This is a genomic window from Bacillus sp. KS1 (assembly GCF_020075515.1).
GTDB classification, from domain to species: Bacteria; Bacillota; Bacilli; order Bacillales; family Bacillaceae; genus Bacillus; species Bacillus velezensis.
Window position 1 is genome coordinate 1 of record NZ_JACAWW010000027.1, and the last position, 17144, is coordinate 17144.

Annotated in this window: 17 protein-coding genes and 1 pseudogene; 5 read left to right on the plus strand and 13 right to left on the minus strand. The window is 46.4% G+C overall.

The genetic code is table 11. The annotated features are described in order from the left end of the window. Window positions 1-227 precede the first annotated feature (227 nt). Window positions 228-1112 carry a nucleotidyltransferase-like protein gene (locus HWY38_RS18535; RefSeq protein ID WP_003155463.1) on the minus strand — a complete coding sequence of 295 codons (885 nt, stop codon included), beginning with the start codon at window positions 1110-1112 and terminating at the stop codon, window positions 228-230. A 202-nt stretch (window positions 1113-1314) separates the two neighbouring features. Here HWY38_RS18535 and HWY38_RS18540 point away from each other — a divergent pair, with 202 nt between their 5' ends. After that, window positions 1315-1668, plus strand: a complete 354-nt coding sequence (locus tag HWY38_RS18540; RefSeq protein WP_003155464.1) for a YgzB family protein — start codon at window positions 1315-1317, stop codon at window positions 1666-1668. 34 nt (window positions 1669-1702) lie between these two features. Here the strand turns inward: HWY38_RS18540 and perR are convergent, their stop codons facing one another. Continuing rightward, complete coding sequence (perR, locus tag HWY38_RS18545; protein ID WP_003155465.1) at window positions 1703-2140, minus strand: peroxide-responsive transcriptional repressor PerR; 438 nt, start codon at window positions 2138-2140, stop codon at window positions 1703-1705. Between the two features lie 124 nt (window positions 2141-2264). Then, entirely contained in the window at window positions 2265-2738 is a 474-nt protein-coding gene (bcp, locus tag HWY38_RS18550; RefSeq protein WP_003155466.1) for a thioredoxin-dependent thiol peroxidase, read from the minus strand. A 158-nt stretch (window positions 2739-2896) separates the two neighbouring features. Between bcp and HWY38_RS18555 the strand changes: the two genes are divergently transcribed. Further along, on the plus strand, window positions 2897-4186 hold the full coding sequence (locus HWY38_RS18555; RefSeq protein WP_088037530.1) for a glutamate-1-semialdehyde 2,1-aminomutase: 1290 nt from the start codon (window positions 2897-2899) through the stop codon (window positions 4184-4186). Window positions 4187-4395: 209 nt separating this feature from the next. After that, complete coding sequence (locus HWY38_RS18560; RefSeq protein WP_003155468.1) at window positions 4396-5460, plus strand: aromatic acid exporter family protein; 1065 nt, start codon at window positions 4396-4398, stop codon at window positions 5458-5460. 79 nt (window positions 5461-5539) lie between these two features. On the opposite strand, the gene HWY38_RS18565 is transcribed toward HWY38_RS18560, so the two are convergent. From HWY38_RS18565 to fabL, 5 genes and pseudogenes are all read right to left on the minus strand, one after another. Further along, window positions 5540-7282, minus strand: coding sequence for an ABC transporter ATP-binding protein (locus HWY38_RS18565; RefSeq protein ID WP_224182367.1), 1743 nt, complete (start codon window positions 7280-7282; stop codon window positions 5540-5542). Between the two features lie 82 nt (window positions 7283-7364). Next, entirely contained in the window at window positions 7365-7895 is a 531-nt protein-coding gene (locus HWY38_RS18570; protein WP_003155475.1) for a DUF402 domain-containing protein, read from the minus strand. A gap of 135 nt (window positions 7896-8030) precedes the next feature. Continuing rightward, a complete protein-coding gene (locus HWY38_RS18575) occupies window positions 8031-8297 on the minus strand; it encodes a YgaB family protein (RefSeq protein ID WP_003155476.1) in 267 nt (88 codons plus the stop codon). Window positions 8298-8457: 160 nt separating this feature from the next. Further along, window positions 8458-8610, minus strand: a pseudogene (locus HWY38_RS18580) (gamma-type small acid-soluble spore protein); the annotation flags it as partial. A gap of 84 nt (window positions 8611-8694) precedes the next feature. Next, entirely contained in the window at window positions 8695-9447 is a 753-nt protein-coding gene (gene fabL / locus HWY38_RS18585) for an enoyl-[acyl-carrier-protein] reductase FabL (protein ID WP_003155478.1), read from the minus strand. Window positions 9448-9528: 81 nt separating this feature from the next. Here fabL and HWY38_RS18590 point away from each other — a divergent pair, with 81 nt between their 5' ends. Next, window positions 9529-9753, plus strand: coding sequence for a hypothetical protein (locus HWY38_RS18590; RefSeq protein WP_007408563.1), 225 nt, complete (start codon window positions 9529-9531; stop codon window positions 9751-9753). Between the two features lie 6 nt (window positions 9754-9759). Here HWY38_RS18590 and mutY read toward each other — a convergent pair whose 3' ends face one another. Then, window positions 9760-10857 (minus strand): A/G-specific adenine glycosylase, encoded by a 1098-nt coding sequence (mutY, locus tag HWY38_RS18595; RefSeq protein WP_224182368.1) that lies wholly within the window; start codon window positions 10855-10857, stop codon window positions 9760-9762. 225 nt (window positions 10858-11082) lie between these two features. Between mutY and HWY38_RS18600 the strand changes: the two genes are divergently transcribed. Further along, complete coding sequence (locus tag HWY38_RS18600) at window positions 11083-12066, plus strand: metal-dependent hydrolase (RefSeq protein ID WP_003155481.1); 984 nt, start codon at window positions 11083-11085, stop codon at window positions 12064-12066. Here HWY38_RS18600 and HWY38_RS18605 read toward each other — a convergent pair. The 4 genes from HWY38_RS18605 to HWY38_RS18620 form a co-directional block, all read right to left on the minus strand. Further along, complete coding sequence (locus tag HWY38_RS18605) at window positions 12063-14648, minus strand: YfhO family protein (protein WP_224182369.1); 2586 nt, start codon at window positions 14646-14648, stop codon at window positions 12063-12065. The genes HWY38_RS18600 and HWY38_RS18605 overlap by 4 nt on opposite strands. A 36-nt stretch (window positions 14649-14684) precedes the next feature. Then, window positions 14685-15665 carry a glycosyltransferase family 2 protein gene (locus tag HWY38_RS18610; protein ID WP_105937948.1) on the minus strand — a complete coding sequence of 327 codons (981 nt, stop codon included), beginning with the start codon at window positions 15663-15665 and terminating at the stop codon, window positions 14685-14687. Window positions 15666-15876: 211 nt separating this feature from the next. Continuing rightward, window positions 15877-16737, minus strand: a complete 861-nt coding sequence (locus HWY38_RS18615) for an alpha/beta fold hydrolase (RefSeq protein ID WP_224182370.1) — start codon at window positions 16735-16737, stop codon at window positions 15877-15879. Next, the gene (locus HWY38_RS18620) at window positions 16730-17065 is read right to left on the minus strand and encodes an SdpI family protein (protein ID WP_015417064.1); all 336 of its coding nucleotides are present in this window, start codon (window positions 17063-17065) and stop codon (window positions 16730-16732) included. Before HWY38_RS18620 ends, HWY38_RS18615 begins: the two co-directional genes overlap by 8 nt. Window positions 17066-17144: the final 79 nt, after the last annotated feature.

Below are 17144 nucleotides of genomic sequence, written 5' to 3' on the forward strand. Positions count from 1 at the left end.
GTAGTTTGACTGACTACGCACATCGCTGTGCGATTTATTTAAAACTTTGAATTAACAGGTACGTTTTGTCTTGTTTAGTTTTCAAAGATCATTTCAACCTCATCTCGAGGCGACTTTTTCAGTATAACATTTCAGCGAGTTGCTGTCAAATGTTTTTTGTTTTTATTTCTCCGCCGCTGTGAGCTTTTTGGTGAAGCGCATCAGCGACGTTTAATAATATACCATGCCTATGATTCAGCGTCAACACTTTTTTTGAAAGAATATCCTCGATGATAAACTTCCTGCCCTTTGGTCTCTATTTGAGATACTTCAACAAAGCCTTTTTCCGTCAGGTAATCAAGCATGACACCGAGATCTTGGGTGAAGTGCACCAGTTCAGGGTGCTGAAGCAATTCTCCAAACTGCCACATTTCTTTTTCTTTCATCACTTGAAAAAGGTGCGCAGAACCGATTTCAGCTTTTGAATGGATGAGAAAATCATTTGCTAAGAATAATAATTCGAGCCTTTTCTCCAAGCTTTCGTGACTCTCGACAAGTTCGGAATATAGCTTATATACCTGCGGCTCAATGTGACGGACCTGGTTCCAGACTGTCGTTTCGGGATAAAACCCCCGGTCAATCACTTCTATGCGGGCCAAGTGGTGAAGAGCGTGCACTACCGCATAATATGCATCCAGAAAATGATCAGCTTCAAAAAACGCTTTTCCTTCTACAAATCTTCTGATCAGCTTGCCGTATTCCATTCCGATCTTTAATTTCCGCTCGGCGAAAGGAAAAGTGCTGAGCCGGTCATTGAGTTCAGATATATATTCATTGCGGTCAAACAGCACTTTACCGTTGATGATCCAATCTATGACTCTTCTATTTGTCCCAAGCAGAATCCATTCCTGAAGCAGAGCATCCGTTACAATATGTAAAGAAGCGGTTTTGTGTTCGAATTCATAATGCTTTATAAAAAGAGGTTCATCAGCTTGTTTGACAATGACAAGCATGACCGCATCAAAGTTATCCGTGATGGATGATGCTTTACTCCTTCTCTCAATCATAAGGACGGCCAGCGTATCGGGATGACTTGCTCTTTCTTGGTAAATTGGACGGAGAAGATTGTCCATTACGATTCCTCCAATGCGATTGTTTCACTAGCTATTGTTTCTACATTTCTATGATAAAACATGAAAGTCCTTTTTTCTAAACACATTGCACTATTATAACAAATTTCCTTTCAGGTGCCATATTTATTCTTCCCTTTTCTTACGAAAACATGAAGAATATGCCATCTGTTTTGTGCTATAGTTAAACGAGAGGGGGATGGACATGGCGAAATACTCAAGCAAAATTAATAAGATCAGAACGTTTGCGTTAAGTTTGGTTTTCGTTGGGTTTATCATTATGTACATCGGGCTGTTCTTTAAGCAGTCTGTTTTGCTTGCCAGCTTGTTTATGATTCTCGGCCTGCTGTCGATCGGACTCAGCACCGCCGTTTATTTTTGGATCGGCATGCTGTCCACAAAAGCGGTCCGGGTGATGTGCCCCGCTTGCGAGAAAGAAACGAAGATTCTGGGCAGAGTGGATATGTGCATGCATTGCAGAGAGCCGCTTACATTGGATAAAGGATTGGAAGGCCAAGCGTTCGATGAGTCTTATAACAGAAAAAACAGTGTAAAATAAACGAAGCTGACCGTATCAAAGCGGTCAGCTTCGTTTAGTGGTTTTCTTTTTTGGAACATTCTTGGCAGACGCCGTAAATCTCCAAACGGTGGTGGCTTACCTTAAACCCTGTGACGTGAGCAGCAAGCTGTTCCACTTCGTCAAGCCCGGGATAATGGAAGTCCACGATTTTTCCGCAGCTTTCACAAATGGCGTGATAATGGTCAGAGGTGACAAAGTCAAATCTGCTGGACGCATCTCCGTACGTCAGTTCCTTTACAAGCCCCGCTTCCCGGAATACACGCAAATTGTTATACACTGTCGCAACACTCATATTAGGGAATTTCCCTTCCAAGGCTTTATATATATCGTCCGCTGTCGGATGTGCCATAGAATCCACGAGATATTCCAGAATGGCATGACGTTGAGGAGTAATCCGGACTCCCGTATCCTTCAACGTGTCTAAGGCTTCTTTTAATTCATGTGCAGCCATCCGTCATGCACCTCTCTTCTAAAAAAGATTCTTACTTTATAATGTTTATAATTAGTGTACATCTTTTTCCGGTCTCCTGTCAAATGTAATCTGAAGAAAACCCCGTGAGTTCAGCATTTGTCCATTAATTAGACGCAATTTGTTCCAATTCGCGAAGCGCCTCGGCAACGTGATCTTTCACTTTTACCTTCCTCCACTCCTTCACAAGACGGCCTTCTTTGTCTAACAAAAAAGTGGATCGCTCGATACCCATATATTCTTTCCCAAAATTCTTCTTCAGCTTCCACACATCAAAAGCTTCCGCCAGTTTGTGCTCATCATCAACGAGGAGCTGGAAAGGAAGATCGTGTTTTTGCTTAAATTTTTCATGTTTATCACGGCTGTCAGGGCTTACTCCGATGATAACCGCATCAAGTCCCGCGAAACTTTCGTGCTGATCACGGAAATCACATGCTTCCGTCGTGCATCCGGGTGTCATGTCTTTCGGATAAAAATAGAGAACGACGTACTTCCCTTTAAAATCCGTCAATGCTACTTCTTCCCCGCTGTCATTCACTAATTTCATATCCGGTGCTGTTTGTCCGATTTCAATCGTCATTTCTTATACCTCCGGGTTTTTTATTAAGCGTATCCAATTCACGTTAAGATTACAACCGTTATCCCCCCGCTCTTTTCTGGAAGCATGAACCCGTTGTGCTCGCAATGAAGCATGCTACAATAGAACATGATGTAAGGAGATATTAGGAGGGTCATTTTTTGTATACAAAATCAGTTGAACTTCATAAGGAAGCGTTAGAGCATATCGTCGGAGGCGTGAACAGCCCGTCCAGATCCTATAAAGCGGTAGGCGGCGGTTCACCCGTTGCGATGGAAAAAGCGAACGGCGCTTATTTCTGGGATGTAGACGGGAATCAGTATATCGATTATTTAGCGGCTTACGGTCCGATTATTACCGGACATGCCCATCCGCATATTACTGAAGCGATTAAAACAGCGGCGGAAAACGGCGTGCTGTACGGGACGCCGACCAAACATGAGGTCACTTTCGCCAAAATGCTGAAGGAGGCCATTCCTTCACTTGATAAAGTACGATTCGTAAACTCAGGCACTGAAGCGGTGATGACAACGATCCGGGTTGCACGCGCTTATACAGGCCGCACAAAAATCATTAAATTCGCCGGCTGCTATCACGGCCATTCTGATCTCGTACTTGTCGCTGCGGGTTCCGGCCCGTCTACGCTCGGCACCCCTGATTCCGCCGGCGTGCCGAAAAGCATCGCCAATGAGGTCATTACCGTTCCTTTCAATGACATTGAAAGCTACAAAGCCGCGCTGGATAAATGGGGTTCAGAAATTGCAGCGGTTCTCGTCGAGCCGATCGTCGGCAACTTCGGCATCGTTGAACCTGAAGAAGGATTTTTAGAACAGGTAAATGAATTGACCCATAAAGCGGGCGCGCTCGTCATTTATGATGAAGTGATCACGGCGTTCCGTTTTATGTACGGAGGCGCGCAGGATCTTCTTCAAGTGAAGCCTGATTTAACGGCGCTCGGTAAAATTATCGGGGGCGGCTTGCCGATCGGCGCTTACGGAGGCAAAAAAGAGATCATGGAGCAGGTTGCTCCGCTCGGCCCGGCATATCAAGCCGGCACGATGGCCGGAAACCCGGCATCTATCCTATCAGGCATCGCCTGCCTGGAAGTGCTGAAGGAAGAAGGCGTTTACGAGCGGCTTGATGAGCTCGGCGCCAGACTTGAGCAAGGCATTCTCGCCCATGCGGAGACACATGGCATTACCATCACCGTCAACCGTTTAAAAGGCGCGCTCACGGTTTACTTCACTGATGAAAAAATCATCAATTACGAGCAGGCGGAAAATACGGACGGAGAAGCATTCGCCAAGTTCTTCAAGCTGATGCTTGAACGCGGCATCAATCTCGCTCCGTCGAAGTATGAAGCTTGGTTTATCACAACCGCACATACTGAAGAGGATATCGACGCCACTTTACAAGCCGTTGAAGATGCGTTCAGACATATGAAAAAATAACTTCTGAAACAAGCGGGAGCCTGGGGCTTCCGCTTTTTCTTTTTGTCCGATTTGTGAGATAATGGTTTTTTCAAAAAAAGACCTTGAATAATTGGTATGATCCCTGTATATTACTTTATTGTTTAGCAAATCAGCCGACAGGGAAATGTAAGTGTCAGCCGTTCGTTCGGCACATAATTTATTAGAGAAAGGAATGCACGCACAAACCAATGAAACTTGGTGCCCGCATTTTTAAAACAGGGATTGCGATTACGCTCGCGCTCTACTTAGCATCATGGATCGGACTTCCGTCGCCGATCTTTGCCGGGATTGCAGCTATATTTGCCATACAGCCCTCTATTTACAGGTCTTTTCTTATCATTATTGATCAGGTTCAGGCAAATATCATCGGCGCTGTCATCGCTACGGTTTTCGGACTGATTTTCGGACCGAGTCCGATTATGATCGGATTGACCGCAGTGATTGTCATCACGATCATGTTAAAACTGAAAATTGAACACACCATTTCGATTGCGCTCGTGACGGTTATCGCGATTTTAGAAACACCGGGAAACAGCTTCCTGACGTTCGCTCTGATACGAACAAGCACCGTAATTTTAGGCGTGCTGTCTTCTTTTATTGTGAACCTTGTGTTTCTTCCGCCGAAATACGAAACGAAGCTGACTCATCATACGGTTGAATATACCGATGAGATCATGAAATGGATCAGGCTGACGATGCGTCAGTCTACGGAACACTCGATATTGAAAGAGGATATTGAGAAGCTGAAGGAAAAAATGATGAAGCTTGATCATACGTACCTTCTTTATAAAGAGGAGAGAAGCTACTTTAAGAAAACGACGTATGTAAAGTCGCGCAAGCTTGTTTTATTCAGACAGGCGATTATTACGGCAAATCGGGCGCTTGATACGCTGAAAAAGCTGCACCGCTATGAAAACGAGATTTATCATATGCCGGAGGAATTTCAGGAGACGCTGACAGAAGAAATTGATTATCTGCTTCATTGGCACGAAAGGATTCTGATGCGGACGGTCGGCAAGATCAAACCGCATGATGACGATGCTGAAGAAAGCATAAGATATAAACAGCTTTTGACGAAGTCTTTCTTGAAAAATCAGCAGAACTGCGAGGATGAACTGCTTGATTACAATATGCTCAGCATTATGGCTGCGGTTGCGGAATACCGCGAGCAGCTGGAGCATCTCGATACACTAATTACGAGTTTTCAGACATACCACCCGAAAGACAGCGAATTAGAAACAGACGAAGAGTAACCCGGTGCTTCCGTAAAACCGGGTTTTTTTGCATTCAAAAAAACGTATGCCGCCCATTCGGACGGCATACGTTTTTGTATCAGTTCAAATTCTGAATCGTAAATAAGTGTCTGTACTGGCCGCCTTGGGCCATTAATTCCTCGTGCGTGCCGGTTTCGACGACGGCGCCGTTTTCCATGACGACAATTTTATCCGCGTGCGTAATCGTGGACAGCCTGTGGGCGACGATAAAAGTCGTCCGGTTTTTCGCAAGCTTTTCCATCGCTTCCTGAATGTAGTGTTCACTTTCAAGATCAAGAGCCGATGTCGCTTCATCCAAGATCAGCAGCGGCGGATTTTTTAAGAATACACGGGCGATCGAAATCCGCTGCTTCTGCCCGCCTGACAATTTGACGCCCCGTTCGCCGACTTTGGTTTCGTAGCCTTCGGGGAAGTTCATAATAAATTCATGGGCATTTGCCGCTTTCGCAGCCGCAACCACCTCATCCAGAGACGCTCCCGGTTTACCGATAGCGATATTTTCACGAATCGTCTCACTGAACAGAAACGTATCCTGAAGCACCATTCCGACTTGATTGCGGAGGCTTCTCGCTTCATAATCGCGAATATCCGCGCCGTCAATCAGCAGGCTGCCGCCGGATACATCATAAAAACGCGGTATGAGGCTGACAAGCGTCGATTTTCCGCCGCCGCTCATCCCGACGAGCGCGACGGTTTCCCCTTTTGTCACCTTTAAGGAAACGTCCTGCAAAATCGTTTCTTTTCCTTCCTCATAACGGAACGAGACATTTCGGAATTCAACTTCGCCCTTAATGTCGTCAGCTTTTAGTGCATTCGGTTTATCAGTCAGTTCATACGGCTCGTCGATAAATTCAAATATGCGGTCCATTGAAGCGATCGACTGGGTCAGCGTCGTCGATGAGTTGATCAATCTTCTGACCGGATTGTACATTCTGTCAATATAGCCGACGAACGCAACCATCGTCCCTACCGTCAGCGGACCGTTTATGACAAAATAACCCGCAAACGCGATAACAAGCAGCGGCGCCAAATCCGTAATGGTGTTCACGACTGCAAACGTTTTTGCGTTCCAATTCGTATGACGGATCGCTCTGTCCAGAAAATGTCCGTTTTTTTCATCAAAATTGGCTTGTTCATAATCTTCAATGGCAAAACTTCTGATAACGGGCATTCCCTGAACTCTTTCGTGCAAATGTCCCTGAACTTGGGCGAGTGCCTGAGAACGCTCACGTGTCAGTTTTCGGAGGCGGCCGTAAAAGTATTTCACTGAAATTCCGTATAACGGAAACAAAATGACAGATATCAATGTCAGCTTAACATCGAGTGTAAACATAATGCAGATGACGATCAGCACCGTCATCATATCAAGCCAGATATTCATCAGTCCCGTTATGACAAAGTCTTTTGTCTGTTCGACATCATTTATCACCCGGGAAATGACCTCGCCCGTTCTCGTGTTGGCATAAAACCTCAGGCTCAATTTTTGAATATGATCAAACAATACCCCCCTGATATCGTAGAGCACCCGGCTGCCCGTCCATTGCGCGAAGTATTGCCGATAGTACTCTACCGGGGGACGCAGAATTAAAAACAGCACGAACATGATGCCCATTATCGTGAATAGCGATGATGTTTTAGCGCTTGCCGTTCCGCTCCCTTGAATAATGTCATCGACCACGTATTTTAACAGAAGCGGGAGAGCCAGCGGGATGGAGAATTTTATAATGCCGATTAACACTGTGATAAAAATTTGTTTTTTATAAGGTTTTACAAATTGCATATAGCGTCTGATTACGCCCACACTTTATCCCCCTCTCTCTTTAAGGCGTGTGAGCCCATGTGAAAAACCTGTTGACACCCCAACAGGTTTTTTTATTGTATCTTTATTTTGTATAGCGCAGATACCGTTCATACCACATATCAACAAATTCCGGAGCAAACGGTCCTTTCCGCTGATGAATCCAGTGCAGCAGCGTATTCAGATACTCCTTCAGAATGCTGTCAATCTCTTTAGGGTAATTCATTGATTTGCGGTGGTCATCGTATTCATCCTCGTCAAGAATGTTATACGTCATATCCGGAAACACCTTGACATCCAAATCGTAATCAATATATTTGATGGCCTCTCCGTCATAAGCGAACGGCGAGCTGATGTTGCAATAATAGTGCACCCCGTCATCTCTCAGCATTCCGATGACGTTAAACCACTGACGGGCATGAAAGTAGCAGATTGCCGGTTCTCTTGTCACCCACGTCCGTCCGTCGGATTCCGTCACCATTGTCCGGTCGTTGGCTCCGATGATACACAATTCCGTACTTTTTAAAATCGTCGTTTCATTCCAAATTCGATGAAGCAGCCCGTTATGCTTATAGCTGTGAATTTGAATGGTTTCTCCTTCCTTGGGATATCCCATATTTCTCCCCTACTTTCTGTAAAGCCCTGCAGTCAATGCAGCCGCAATTGCTTTCCGACAAGTCTTTTCACTATTATAACGTTACGAATTAAAAAATGAAAATAAAAGAACCACTCCGCTTCCGGAATGGCACATTCATTTCTGCACATAGGAAGACGGCTTTTCCGTGCTGCGATAAGACTGGATGACTTGCTCTGTCTGCCTTTGGAATAACTCCTGTATGCCGGCCAGGTCTTTTCGCTTTGTCGCAATTTCGTCCTGTACATTGTCCAGCTTTGCATCTCTTTCCAGACTGATAAGTTCCGCTTCCACCTGGCGGCAGCGGTCAAGTTCTGACTGCAGCTCGAGAAGCTGATCCATGATTTTCATCTGTTCACTTACAAGCTTTTCAAACTCTGACATCGGGTTCCTCCTTAGGCTTTTAGGTTGATACTCCTTACCATTTCGATTTTCCGCCGGAAAACCCTTTGACTCATTCTGTAGAGGAATCACAAGTTTTGTCGTTTCGGCAACAGAAAAAAGCACTTCCATCCGAAGATGAAGTGCTTTTTTGTTTCAGTGATTAGCTGTTTTGCTGTTTGTTTTGTTCAGCAGATTGGTTTTGCTTTCTAACCTGCTGCGCATCAGTTTCACTGCCGAATTCAGTGCCGTATTGACCCTGACCGGAAGCTGATTGCTGGTTTTGTCTTTTCACCTGCTGAACGTCTGTTTTGCTGTATTTTGAGTTTGCCATTGTTATCACCTCCACGCACTTTAGAATGCGCAGGAGATGATAAGGCTATTCATCTTTTTTTAAAACTTATACGAGCAGAGAACGTCCTCCGTCAATAATGATGGTCTGGCCGCGGATCATGTCCGCTTTTGAAGAAACTAAAAACTCCACCGTGTCGATCATATCTTTAATCTCGACCATTCTGCCGGCCGGCGTATTTTGGCGGGCATCTTCCAGCAGTTCATCTCTGTTAGGGAAATGCTTCAGCGCGTCCGTATCAATCGCTCCGCCTGACACCGCGTTTACGATGATATTTTTCGGAGAAAGCTCAACCGCCAGATAACGGGTTAACGATTCTAAAGCGGCTTTTGAGACACCGACCGTCGTATAGTTTTCAAGATAGCGGATGCTGCCTAGCGAGCTGATGCTGACGATGTGGCCGCCTCCGTTTTTCTCCATCATCTTTGCCGCTTCCTGGGCGCAGAAAAGCAATGCTTTCGCATTGATATTCATCGTCCAGTCCCAGTGTGTTTCTTCAAGTTCCATAACCGGTCTCAGCACGCCTGAAGCCGCATTATTGACGAACACGTCCAGTCTGCCGAATGTTTCGTCAATCTGGCGGAACATGTCTTTGATTTTTGCCGGCTGGCCGACATTGGCTTTAATGACGAGCGTTTTCACGCCGAGTTTTTCAATTTCTTCGGCGGTTTCTAATGCCGCTTTTTTACTGCGGGCGTAATTGATGACGATGTTGTATCCTTTTTCCGCGAGTCTGATGGCGGCTGCTTTCCCGACGCCGCGGCTGCTTCCCGTGATCAGTGCGCATTTATTTTGTTCCATTTTTCCTCAGCTCCTTGCTGTGTATAGTTCTTTTCATTCAACAAACAATAAAAGCAATATGTGTTGAAAGGGGTCTTTTATATGTATGTCGGACGTGATATGGGCGAATTGGCCATGATGCCCAAAAAAGATTGGAGAGATTCAGAGCTCGCCTATTTCCATCATGCCTTCCAGCAAATTATGCCGTATTTAAACGAAGAAGGCCAGTCCAAATACCGGGAACTGATTCAGGAAATCGAAGCCCGCGGCGGACTGAAACGGAATGAAGCGGATTACGGCCACGGCACTCGCGTCAGTTATGACTGACGCTTTTTACAGGCGGCCGCTTTCTTCAGCCATTTTCCATATCTTTTGATGGGAAACGGGAAATGCGTATTCCTCGAGCTCCTCTTTTGTGACCCGTATGAATTCCGTTGTATCCGACACTTGTTTTACTTTACCGAAAAAGACCGAAATATTCCAGACGAGATGGGTGAAAACATGTTCTACGATGCCTTCCAGCTCCCCGATTTCAGCGGTTGTTCCCATCTCTTTTTCTAAATAGGCTTCAAGCTGCTCTCTTTCGGTTTTGATTCCTTTCTGGGTTTCGGTATTCGGAAACTCCCACAAGTTGGCGAGCAAGCCTTTTGGCGGCCGTTTATGAATATAGACATCGCCTTGATCGTCTGTCAGCACAACGGCTGCCATTGTTTTTATTCCGGGCTTTTTCTTTTTGCTTTTAACGGGCAGCTCCCGCTCTGTCCCTTCCGCAAATGCCGAGCAGTGCTTTTGTACGGGGCAAAGCAGGCAGGACGGCGATTTCGGGGTGCAGATGATCGCGCCGAGCTCCATTAAACCCTGATTGAATTCAGATGGTTTTTCATGAGAAATGAAAGCGGATACCGCCTGTTCGAAAATGGTTCTCGTTTTAGGTCTTGCGATATCGTCCCATATGGAAAGAATTCTCGACATGACACGCATCACATTGCCGTCTACGGCGGGAATCGGTTTGTTGTATGCGATGCTGAGCACGGCGCCTTTTGTATAAGGGCCGACGCCTTTCAGTCCGCCAAATTCCTTTTCCTCGGCAGGGACGACTCCCCCGTATCGCTCATGCACTTCTTTTACGGCGCTTTGCAGATTTCTTACACGGGAGTAATAACCCAGCCCTTCCCAGGCTTTGAGCACTTTTTCCTCATCGGCTTCAGCGAGCGCTGAAACGGTCGGAAATTGCTCAACAAACCGCCGGAAATAAGGAATGACGGTATCTACGCGCGTCTGCTGCAGCATCACCTCTGACACCCACACCCGATACGGGTCCTGATTTTCTCTCCACGGCAGAATTCTCTGTTCTCTTTCGAACCATGTAATTAAGTCCTCGCGAAATTTGTCTATATCTTTTTGTTTCATTTTTTCTTCAAGTGCGTTCATATCTTCTCCTCAGATGTTTCGGGTTCCGCTTTTCTTGACACCGTATTTTGGTGTAAACTTAGGGCACGTTACGATAATATGTTACATTAAATAGTGATAAAGAAAAAGCGGAAACATATGAGAACGGCGGATAAACGCCATGATTGGGCAAACAGAAAATGGGGAATATCTTATAATGCGAAATATGCGGGCGACTGATTGTTAACGCCTGCTAGGAGGTCAACAATGGATACTGGCACTCACGTTGTCATGGGTATCGCGCTTGGCGGAATCGCAACTCTTGATCCTGCCGTCGGCATGCACACCCCCATGTCTCAGGCAGTTATGATCGCCGCTCTTGCCGGCTCTCAGGCACCTGATATTGATACCATATTGAAGCTGAAAAATAATGCCGTTTATATTCGAAATCATAGAGGGTTCACGCACTCCATTCCCGCCGTTTTATTTTGGTCCGTTCTGATTCCGGGTATTTTGTTTATGTTTTATCCGGAAGCGAACTTTTTGCACCTGTGGCTGTGGACGCTCCTCGCTGTCGTGTTGCATGTGTTTGTTGACATTTTTAACGCGTACGGCACACAGGCCATCCGCCCGTTTTCGAGAAAATGGATCGCTCTCGGTTTAATCAATACCTTTGATCCGTTTATTTTCGTCAGCCATTTGGCCGCGATTGCCGTGTGGTATATCGGAGGTCATCCGGGCGTGACATTTCTGATGCTTTATATCATCCTCGCAGGATATTACGCCGTCCGGTTTTTGATGCAGCTGCGGATAAAGCGAAGGCTGCGCGAGATGATTGAAGAGGAGATTGAAACCATCATTATTTCGCCAACGATGAAATTCAGGCAGTGGCGTATCGCCGTGACGACGGCGCATGCCTTTTATGTCGGCAGAAGCCTTGACGGCCATGTCGTGATATTGGATACATTCAACCGCGTGCCCGTTCCGGAAACCGATGTGATGAAGGCCGCGAAACAGGACGAAAATATTGCAGCCTTTCTTTCATTTTCCCCCGTTTACAGGTGGGAGGTCGATACCTTTAAAGATCATTATGAGGTGCGCTTTATTGATTTACGCTACCGGAGCAAAGGCCACTACCCTTTTGTCGCCATCGTCCACCTCAGTCATGATTTAGAGCTTCTCTCTTCTTACACGGGCTGGATTTTCAGCGAGGAAAAGTTGCAGAAAAAATTAAAGCTCGGCTCTGTTTAAGAGCCGGGCTTTTTTTGTCTTCTCACATATATAGCCGCAAACACGAGGCTGATCACCGATAGAGCGGCCGCGGGTTTAAAAAACGGCGGGTAATACGTTAATTGAATATCGTTTTTTCCTTTTTGCGCTTTAAATCCGATGAAGGAATAATCCGCTTTTTCAATCTGCTCTTTTCTGCCATTTATCTTCAGCTCCCAGCCTTTTTCATATGGAATCGGAAGCATGATATACGGCGCGCGGGTTTTGTTATCATACGAGATATGAAGCGTATTTCCGCGCCAGCTTAGATCGGCCGGCGGTTCTTTTTCCGCTTTTCGGTATGCGCTTTTCAGCGTATCGTACCGTTCTTCATAAAGCGCCAGTCTGTCAAGCTGATACGATCCTTTCGGCAGACGGATTTGGATGTTTTTTGTTTTCGGCACTCTGACAGTAAGATCGTTGACACCTGTTTTGTAAATGGATTGATTCGATTTTCTCGTTGTCGTGTAATCGTTCACTTTTAATGTAAAGCCCTGGTCCTTCGCTCTATTCTTCAAATAAAAGCTGACGTAATAATCGCCGCCGTCCATCTTAGCGGCTTGCGGCGTAATGATCAGGCCGCCGCCGTCTTCGTTTACCGTCAGGATGCCGTTATGATAATCGCCATGTTCGGCCGCTATCTCTGCACGGCGGATCATATTTTTCGCCTCAGGCGCTTTTTTCGTGTTGGTTGTGCTTGATTCCATGACGATCCCGTCAAGCATTGCCCGTTCCCTGGCAAGGGCGGGCGCTTTTTTCAGGCCGTCCTCGTTATATACGCGATCGGCTGTCCGTACGAACGGAAGCATATATTGATTTTGATAAACCGCATAATGGGATGATTCCATGATTTTTTTGAACCCGTACGGCACGCCGGCCTCGTTTGTTTTTTCCGTCATATAATATTTTCCGTAAAGCAGGCTGTATAAATTAGCCCTGTTTCCTAATGTCGCATAGCGGCTGACGCTTTCTCTGCCCATGTCAATCTGGAGGTCGTTCCAGTAAAAGGACAGCAGATTACGGTTCAGTATGCTTGAGTATACGCTGAATCCGTTGAACCCGTATATGATCGGGGTGTTATTGAAAACACCGTTCATCCAATCTAAACGGGCAAACGGATCAGGGTCTTTTTCTTTCAGACGCTGAATAAGCTCCGATTGCTCTTTGCCTTTATAGTCAGCACCCGTCATAAATGTATGCGATACCGTATAAATCTTCCCGCCTTCTGATAAAGCATATTTTTCATATGTATTAGCCGTAAGCACAGCCGTAAGCAAAATGACGGCATAGACGGCGGGCACCGCGCCTTTCAGTCTTGTCTTTGCTGCAAAGAAAGCGGCTATGCTCAGCACCAGAAGAAGGATGACGGGCAGGTTGGCGTGATCAGAAATATCCAGACTGTACCGCCTCACCTGGCTCCAATAGAGCAGAACGACGAGTACGGCGGACATCAGCATACTCTTCATGCTGATGTCTGAAAGCTTAGAAAGCCCGGCTGAAACCGTTCCGGCAATCGTGAAGCACAGGACGTATTCAAACCTGTTCTGCGGAGCTGAAAAACCGTTAAAGGCACTTGCCGCGAACGGACTGAAGTGAAACAAAATATACAGCAGACTGATTCCCGCAAACAGCCGGAACAAGCGGTTTTTATATAAAGTAAATGTAAATAGAAAAAGCAAAAAAGCCGCCGGCAGGATGATAATCCGGCTAGAAAATAAAATGTTGTCGGAAAAATCAAGCCATGCAATATGCTCTGAATACGGCGGCCGCAGATTATGAAGGTATCCGTATACGACAGGAATAAAGGAAACTGCGCTTATGCCGAACCCGAGAAGACCCGACAGAATAAATATCCTGCATTGAGTGAGCCTTTTCGCCTCATTGCTTTCAAGGGGGATCACCCACCTGAATAAGATATAAATGCCGATGAAAATCAGATTAATATACGCAAAATAAAAGTTGTTGATCAATGTCAGCGCACAGGCGAAGATAAACCACGACGGTTTTTTTTCCCTGATGATTTTTTCCGCGCCCAACACAAGCAACGGCAGCCACACCATACTGTCAGTGAAAAAGTCCCAATATACCTCATGCCGGAAGTAGATAATCGAGACCCCGTACAACACGGCGCCGGCAAAAGCAGGCACCGTCCGTTTGACGAAATAGCGGAACACACACGCCGCCGTGAATATGATAAAACTCTGCTTGGCGATGCTGATAAAAACGGAGGCCTGCGCCCAAAACAGCGCATCAGCCTCACCCGTCAGCTGAATAAGCTGCAAAAAGCGGACAGCGGCGGAGATAAACAGGAATAGAAAAGAAGTAGAGAAATAATAGCCGAGCTGACTGTACACTCCCCCGCCCAGTCCGAACGAATAGCTGTAAAACAGCCTGCCGTTCATATATTGATCAAACAGCAGCTTTTTGAAGACCGCCATTTGGGCGATCCCGTCTCCAGACCCCGTCATATAGCGGCCTGCCGACCACTCTTTTAAGAAAAAAATATGAGCGGCTGCCGCAGCCAGCACACAGGCTGCCGGCAAGATCCATTTATTTTTTTTCATACAACGTCCCCAGACCCTGCGCACAGCGGCGGCTGTTTAATGGTTCCACTTGCGCTTTTTTGTATAATTCGTTTCATTTTGTTCTCCGTATGTTATATTCGCTTCTTTAATTAAATAGTGCGGGCGTTTTTTTGTTTCATAGTAAATCCGGCCGATGTATTCTCCGATGATGCCGAGACTCAAAAGCTGGATGCCCCCTAAAAACAGCACGGCGGAAATAATGGTGAAGTATCCGGGTACGGACACGCCGTGTGTCAGAATCTGAACAAAGGTCGTTACAATATAAACAATCGACAGAAGCAATATCAGAATACCGGTGAAAAAGCATACCCTCAGGGGCTTGTTGTTGAAGGAGACGACACCGTCCATTCCGTAGTTGAACAGATTGCTGAATGACCATTTGGACGTGCCGTTCTTCCTTTCGACATTTTCATAAAATACGATTTTCTGGTCAAACCCGATCCAGCAGAACAGCCCTTTCGAGAAACGGTTCCCTTCACTCAGCTTCAAAAGGGCATCAACGGCCTGCCGGCTCAGCAGGCGGAAATCTCCGACCCCGTCACGCAGGTCCACTTCGACGGCTTTGTTGATAAATTTATAATACAGGGAAGAAAGCACGGAACGCACGGGGCTGTCCCCTTTTCGGTTGCGCTGCGCGATGACTTGGTCATACCCTTCTTCATAGCCTTGAATGAAGTCTTTCAGCAGATGGGTCGGATGCTGCAGATCGGCGTCCATCACGATTACCGCTTCGCCCTGCACGTGTTCAAATCCTGCCAGAATGGCCGCTTCTTTCCCGAAGTTGCGGGAAAAAGATATGTATTTGACGCGATGGTTTCTGGCGGCCAGTTCTTTAATCTGCTGAAGGGTGTCATCCGCGCTTCCGTCATTGATGTAGAAAATTTCATAGTCATAATGAATCGTCTGAAACTCTTTTTTTAAAGATTCATGGATGAGCTTGACATTGTTCCCTTCATTGTAAGACGGAATAATAATTGAGATTAACCTTTGTTTCATGAAGGCACCTTCTTTGTATTATTCTTTTTTTAGGACGGCCTTAAAGGAATTGTCCGCAAAACTTCAGTAAGGCTTTTCCTTTTTTTAATGACGTTTAAACCCTTTTTTTGTTACACGGGCAGAAAATTTTTTCTGCATATGGTTTATATTTTGTCATGTTTTTCGGCAGATATGAGAAAAAAAAAGAAAAAGTCTGTACGCGGGACAGACTTTATTGCTGAAGGTATTCATGAATCAAATGGCTGACGATGCGCGGTTTTTCGTGAATGACCCAATGTGAGGCATCGTCTATAAAGATTAAGTCGCCGTTTGGAATCATCCGTTTTGTTTCCTTGGCGAGCTTTTTGCTCAGCGCGCGGTCATTGACGCCCCATATTAATCGGTACGGAACGGGCATTTCAAGCGGAACGGCAGGGCCTAAACCGCCGGCTCTGATCGCCCGGTACCAGTTCAGCATCGCCGTGAGCGCTCCTTTTCTGCCCCATGCCTGTTTGTAGCTGTCGACATCTTCCCGTGAAAAAAGCGCCGGGCGTTCGGATAAGCCGATCGCGTGATCCAATACGCGGTAATCGTCTTCAGACAATCTCCGTTCCGGCTTTTCCGGAAGCTGAAAGAACGCGATATAAGAGCTTTTCTTCCACTGCGGCGGGTAGAACGGTGTGACCTTCCGCATAACAGCCGGGTGCGGGATATTGACCGTGATCAATTTTTCAACGTATTGCGGCCGCGTGGATGCCAGATGCCAGGCCACGGCTCCTCCCCAATCGTGGCCGATGACGACGGCTTTGTCATCTGTAAAATGAGTGATCAGCCCGATAATGTCGTCTCTGAGCGTATCAATGGTATAGTTTTCAAGGCCCTCCGGTTTGTCACTGAGATTATAGCCGCGCTGATCAGGCACGACAACATGGTATCCGGCATCCGCCAGCGGTTTGATCTGGCTCTTCCAGCCGTACCAGAATTCCGGAAACCCGTGCAGCAGCACAGCCAAAGGACCGTCTTTCGGACCGGCTGAAGCCGTGTGCAGCGTCACTCCGTTTGTTTCGATCATGTGAAACGTAATGTCATTCATCGATTCTCCTCCCCGTTTGTTTCAATCTTCTTTCTGTTAAGACGATGATCAGTACGCTGATCGCAATCAACAATACGGCCTGAACGATCAGGGCGAACGGCTGAGTCAGCCGGATAAGCAGGCTGACCGCAAATCCAGCTGCCGCCGATATAAGGCCGAACAAAATCATGAGGAGCGCACTGAATCGATTGCCTTCTTTCCACTGCGACTCATCCGCCATAGAGCGCTTCGTCCGATATCCGTACAGGCTGTTGATCGACTTCGGCGGAAAAAATGTGACTAAAATGCCGGCCGCAGCCATCAGAAGGCCGCCGATTACCATTATCATATCCGTCACTCTCCTTTTCATCTTTTACGAAAGGAAAGGCGAAAGGTTTCAGAAAAAAAGCAGGCTCATTCGCCTGCCT

Bases quoted from the DNA above. Each gene is read 5' to 3' on its own strand.
- HWY38_RS18535 (WP_003155463.1), bottom strand. From the start codon at position 1,112: ATGGACAATCTTCTCCGTCCAATTTACCAAGAAAGAGCAAGTCATCCC.
- HWY38_RS18540 (WP_003155464.1), top strand. From the start codon at position 1,315: ATGGCGAAATACTCAAGCAAAATTAATAAGATCAGAACGTTTGCGTTA.
- perR (WP_003155465.1), bottom strand. From the start codon at position 2,140: ATGGCTGCACATGAATTAAAAGAAGCCTTAGACACGTTGAAGGATACG.
- bcp (WP_003155466.1), bottom strand. From the start codon at position 2,738: ATGACGATTGAAATCGGACAAACAGCACCGGATATGAAATTAGTGAAT.
- HWY38_RS18560 (WP_003155468.1), top strand. From the start codon at position 4,396: ATGAAACTTGGTGCCCGCATTTTTAAAACAGGGATTGCGATTACGCTC.
- HWY38_RS18570 (WP_003155475.1), bottom strand. From the start codon at position 7,895: ATGGGATATCCCAAGGAAGGAGAAACCATTCAAATTCACAGCTATAAG.
- HWY38_RS18575 (WP_003155476.1), bottom strand. From the start codon at position 8,297: ATGTCAGAGTTTGAAAAGCTTGTAAGTGAACAGATGAAAATCATGGAT.
- fabL (WP_003155478.1), bottom strand. From the start codon at position 9,447: ATGGAACAAAATAAATGCGCACTGATCACGGGAAGCAGCCGCGGCGTC.
- HWY38_RS18590 (WP_007408563.1), top strand. From the start codon at position 9,529: ATGTATGTCGGACGTGATATGGGCGAATTGGCCATGATGCCCAAAAAA.
- mutY (WP_224182368.1), bottom strand. From the start codon at position 10,857: ATGAACGCACTTGAAGAAAAAATGAAACAAAAAGATATAGACAAATTT.
- HWY38_RS18600 (WP_003155481.1), top strand. From the start codon at position 11,083: ATGGATACTGGCACTCACGTTGTCATGGGTATCGCGCTTGGCGGAATC.
- HWY38_RS18605 (WP_224182369.1), bottom strand. From the start codon at position 14,648: ATGAAAAAAAATAAATGGATCTTGCCGGCAGCCTGTGTGCTGGCTGCG.
- HWY38_RS18610 (WP_105937948.1), bottom strand. From the start codon at position 15,665: ATGAAACAAAGGTTAATCTCAATTATTATTCCGTCTTACAATGAAGGG.
- HWY38_RS18615 (WP_224182370.1), bottom strand. From the start codon at position 16,737: ATGAATGACATTACGTTTCACATGATCGAAACAAACGGAGTGACGCTG.
- HWY38_RS18620 (WP_015417064.1), bottom strand. From the start codon at position 17,065: ATGATAATGGTAATCGGCGGCCTTCTGATGGCTGCGGCCGGCATTTTA.